At 69.5% G+C, this 4561-nt stretch carries 4 protein-coding genes; all 4 read left to right on the top strand.

Annotation, left to right across the window (positions count from 1 at the left end; translation table 11 throughout):
- The first annotated feature begins 307 nt into the window (after window positions 1-307).
- Window positions 308-505, top strand: a complete 198-nt coding sequence (locus tag QN357_RS17905) for a hypothetical protein (protein WP_322136595.1) — start codon at window positions 308-310, stop codon at window positions 503-505.
- 382 nt (window positions 506-887) lie between these two features.
- Window positions 888-2636 (top strand): chromosome partitioning protein, encoded by a 1749-nt coding sequence (locus QN357_RS17900; protein ID WP_322136594.1) that lies wholly within the window; start codon window positions 888-890, stop codon window positions 2634-2636.
- Window positions 2637-2741: 105 nt separating this feature from the next.
- Window positions 2742-3374: a hypothetical protein gene (locus QN357_RS17895; protein WP_322136593.1), complete on the top strand. Its 633-nt coding sequence runs from the start codon at window positions 2742-2744 to the stop codon at window positions 3372-3374.
- Window positions 3375-3528: 154 nt separating this feature from the next.
- Window positions 3529-4497 carry an FKBP-type peptidyl-prolyl cis-trans isomerase gene (locus QN357_RS17890; RefSeq protein ID WP_322140606.1) on the top strand — a complete coding sequence of 323 codons (969 nt, stop codon included), beginning with the start codon at window positions 3529-3531 and terminating at the stop codon, window positions 4495-4497.
- The last annotated feature ends 64 nt before the right edge of the window (window positions 4498-4561 follow it).

Below are 4561 nucleotides of genomic sequence, written 5' to 3'. Positions count from 1 at the left end.
CACCCGCACCCGCACGATTCCGGCCCGGTGACACGCCCGTAACACAGTGACGTTTATGTGACGATTCATCAGTTTTACTGGGCATCCGTCGGCCCCGGCCCTAATCTGGTCAGCAGCAGAACACCGTGCATGGAGTGTCGATCCGTCGACACCCCACGCGAGAGTGACGACCGGCTCGATGCCCGCAGTGGGTGTAGCTCACCACCGTCCGAAGCAGTTGAACCACCAGGCACCGTTGCCGGCGCACGACGCAGGCCGGCGGTGTCGTGCACCACGAAACAGTGCTGGGAACCAGAAATGCACCGCCATGACCGATGATGAACTCCTGCTCGAGACGGATTACACGAGTTACGCCAACTCCTGCCGCGACCCGCACATCACGTCGACCCAGGACCTCGTCGAGTGCCGCCGCCAGAACGGCCACGACGACACCCACGCCACCCGCTCGGGCCTCCGCGCCATCCGCTGGCACCCCGAGGCCGAAAACCTGCCGCTCCCGGGCTGAGCCTCTGGGCTGAACAGGCGAACGGAGTTCGCCGATAGCGGATGCCCGGCTCGGCATCCGCACACGGCGCCGGCCATCCGAGCATACGACTCGCGCCTGCGACCACAGGCGCACGCGATAACCACCGAGAGTCGCCGTTTCCGTCGAGTGACCCTGGTATGGCGGCAACCGTCGGCGCGAACGGCGACTCTCGCGAGGTCGGGTGCGCTCAGGGGTGCGTTCCGCACGTCGGTGCGTGGTCGCCGAGGGCACAGCTGAGGAAGAATCACGCCTAAACGAGGGGTAAGCACTCCCGCCCGTTAGGCTGGTCTGTGGCGCGGTCCAGTTATTCCGGAGCGCACCAAAGAACGAAGAGCTGAGCTCGACGGAAAAAAGGCTGACCATGAAACACGAAGTATCCGTACCTCCTCGCATCCAGGCAACGATTCGTAGCAACGGAACCGGCGAGCTGATCATCGACGGGGTTGGCCAGCAGGTGACGGCCGGCGACGAGGCTGGTGTTCGTGAAGAGATCATCAACCGCGTGACGGATGCCGCCCGTGTACTCGGTCGCCCGGTGCGGCTGACCGCCGACGACGAGCAGGGCCAATGGCCCCTTGTCGTCCACCCGGACGGCGAAGTGGAGGCCGCGGGCGACTTCATCCCGGCCGCCGCACGCACCGAAGCCGAAGCTCCCGCAGCGTCGCAGGGCAAGGCCGCCAAGCGCACCATGGCGCACTCCGGAGACCGCAGCGCAGCGGCATTCATGGCCGAACCGATGGAACCGATCGACGCCCTCGAGGAATTGGCAGAGCTCGCGGCCCTCGGTGACCCCCTCGATGCCGCGGCGCGGACCTCCGTCGACAAGGCGGACGCCGAGTCAGTGTTGGAGCGTGAGGCGGAAGCCGAAGCAGAAGCCGAAGCAGAAGCGGAAGCCGAAGCGGATGCCCTCGCAGGCACGGACGGCGCGGGTGAGCCCGCATCCGGGCACGACGCCTCGCAGGCCGCCGAGTCCCTGCCCGCCGGACCCCGCCGCACGCCAGTACCGCCGCCCGGACTCTTCGAGGACATCATCTTCGAACACCGCGATCTCGACGCCGACGATGACGATGAGGAGATCGCGGCCGGCCCGTTGGCAGCCTTCCGGTCCACGCCGATCTCCGCGTCCTCCGCTCTGCTCGTGCCTGCACAGCACCCGACCCTTGTCGCAGCGGAAGACGGTCCGAACCTCGCCGATTTCATGAGCTCCCGCCCCGCGATCGTGGCCGGCCCGGCCCTCCTCGGCTGGCAGGGCACCGTGCGCAGGGTCACCGGCGGACTCGTGAACCCCTCGCCCGGCCGGAGCGAACTCGCCCGCCGTGCCGCGATCGCGGCCGTGCAGCGCAGCCTGAGCGGTCCTCGCACGATCGTGGTGCTCAACCCCAAGGGTGGCGCGCACAAGACCACCGCGACCCTGTTGATCGCCGCGACCTTCGGCATCCACCGTGGCGGGTACACCCTCGCCTGGGACAACAACGAGACGATGGGCACCCTCGGCGTGCGGGCGCAGGGCGCCCAGCACACGAACACGGCCGTTGACCTGCTGCGCGACCTCGAGGACTTCGCCTACTCGACGTCGGCCAGGGTCGGCGACCTCGACAAGTACGTGCGCAACCAGGGCGACGCACGCTTCGACGCGCTCGCCTCCGACCTGGACCCCGCCGGAGCCGCGAGCATCGACGACGTCGCGTTCGGCAAGCTCCACGCCGCGCTCAGCCGCTTCTACCGGATCCTGATCATCGACACCGGCAACAACATGCGCGCCTCCAACTGGGAGGCGGCCGTCGAGACCGCCGACCAGCTCGTGGTCGTGTCGACGATTCGCGAGGACACCGCGTACGGCGCGGCGTCCCTCCTCGACGGGCTGCGGCTCAAGGGGCACGGCGACAAGGTCGCCCAGGCCGTGACCGTACTCGCGTCCCCGGCGAAGACCGCCGACCGCGCCCTGTCCGCCCGGCTGCACGACCACTTCAGCCAGCTCACCCGCACCGTCGTCGACGTGCCGTACGATCCGGCGCTCGTCGCCGGCGGGCCGCTCAACATCGACGCCCTCGCCCCGCGCACCCGTGAGGCCTGGCTCTACGCGACCGCGGCGATCGCCGAAGGGCTGTAGGCCGCGTCCGGAGCGGGGGACGTGAACCTTCCCGTTCGCCTCGATACGCCATAATGCACGGCGGGCGCGCCAATCGGGGCCGCCCGCCGACAAGAAGGTCCACCCGTGCGCAGCTACCCCGCCCTTATCTCCCTCGGAGTCTCCGCCGGTCTCGTCGCGGTCTGCGTTGTGCTCGCGCTCGCCGGATGCAGCCCGGCAGCGACCCGGTCGCCCGCCGCCCCAGCCGGCTGCGCCCAGCCGGGGGCCGCCTCCGACGCCGTGGTCGCGCCGGGGGCCATCGGCAGTGCGCCAGAGGTCACCTTCACCACGCCGCTGACCGCCGCGGACACCGAGCGCACCGTCATGACCGTCGGTACCGGCGTCCCGGTGCAGACCGGCGACTACGTGGAACTCGGCGTCGCGTTCTACAACGGCAGGACCGGGGCTAAGATCGACGCCCGCGGATTCGGGCCAGGCACCTCGGGACTCGACACCGGAGCCCCCGTCGGCGTGAACCTCGACGCACCGAACGGCACACTGCCCGCTATCGTCAAGGGCGTCACCTGCTCGACGGTGGGTTCCCGGGTGGCCGTCGTCGCGAGTCCGGTGGACGCCTGGGGAGCGAAGGAGAACATCGACCTCGACCTCCACGCGGATGACAACGTCGTCATCGTCGTCGACGTGCTGACGGCGGCGGCGACCGCGCCCGTCGCGACCGGTGTCCCCGCGACAGGAGCTCCCGACACCAACGTCGGTTAGCGACTGCCGCCGGGCGTCCGCTTCCGGGTGCCCGCTTCCGCGTGCCGCCGTCGGGCCTCCGCCGGCTGGCCGACTCAGGTTCCTCATAGATGCATGGTCCATACTGGCCGAGGCCCATCATCGAAGAGACCATTCTCGAAAAAGAAAGATCAGCGTGCGCAAACTTCCTGCCCTCCTCGCCGTCGCAACCGTCGCGGTGCTCGCCCTCACCGGGTGCAGCGGATCCCCGTCGTCGACGCCGACGGCATCCGCCGCCGCACTGACGTGCACCGACCCCGGCACGAGCTCCGACGCCGTCACCGTCGCCGGTGACGCCGGTGTCGAGCCCACCGTTACCTTCACGGCGCCGCTCGCGGCGACCGCGACCCAGCGCACCGTGATCACCAAGGGCGACGGCGAAGCCGTCAACACCGGTGACGCCGTCGAGATCGCCTACACCGCGTACAACGCAACCTCGGGCGCCAAGCTCAACGCCGGCGGTTACGGCGCCGCAGCCGGCCTGACTGTCACCGTCGCCGAGACCGGCTCCGTCATCCCCGGCATCCTCAAGGGCATCGCGTGCTCCAACATCGGCTCGCGCGTCGCCGTCGTCGTCCCGCCGGCCGACGCGTTCGGTACCACGGGCAACACGGACCTCAAGGTGTCCGCGACCGACAACATCATCTTCGTGATCGACGTCAAGGGCAAGGTTCCCACCCGCGCGAGCGGCACGGACCAGGCCCCGCAGGACGGTTTCCCCACCGTCGTGCTCGCCGACGACGGCGCCCCGACGATCACCGTCCCGAAGAACGACGCGCCGACCGAGCTCAAGACCGAGGTCCTCAAGAAGGGCGACGGCGCGACCGTCGCCGACGGTGCGACCGTGACCGTGCAGTACGCGGGCGTCGTCTGGGCCACCGGAACCGTCTTCGATCAGAGCTGGGGCAAGGGCGGCCCGGCCACCTTCGCGACGGCCAACGTCGTCCCCGGCTTCGCCCAGGGCCTGATCGGCCAGACTGTCGGCTCGCAGGTCGTCATCGTCATCCCGCCGGCGCTCGGCTACGGCAGCACCGGCAACACGACCGCGGGCATCTCGGCAACGGACACCCTCGTGTTCGTCGTCGACATCCTCGCGACCGCGTGATCGCGTAGCAACGTAACCGCATAACCAGACACCCGCACCAGGCGGCCGGCATCCGGGCCCCCCC

Origin of the sequence: Cryobacterium sp. RTC2.1 (assembly GCF_035018685.1) — a bacterium.
In the GTDB taxonomy this organism is placed as follows: domain Bacteria; phylum Actinomycetota; class Actinomycetes; order Actinomycetales; family Microbacteriaceae; genus Cryobacterium; species Cryobacterium glucosi.
This window is presented reverse-complemented; position numbering and strand designations above follow the sequence as displayed.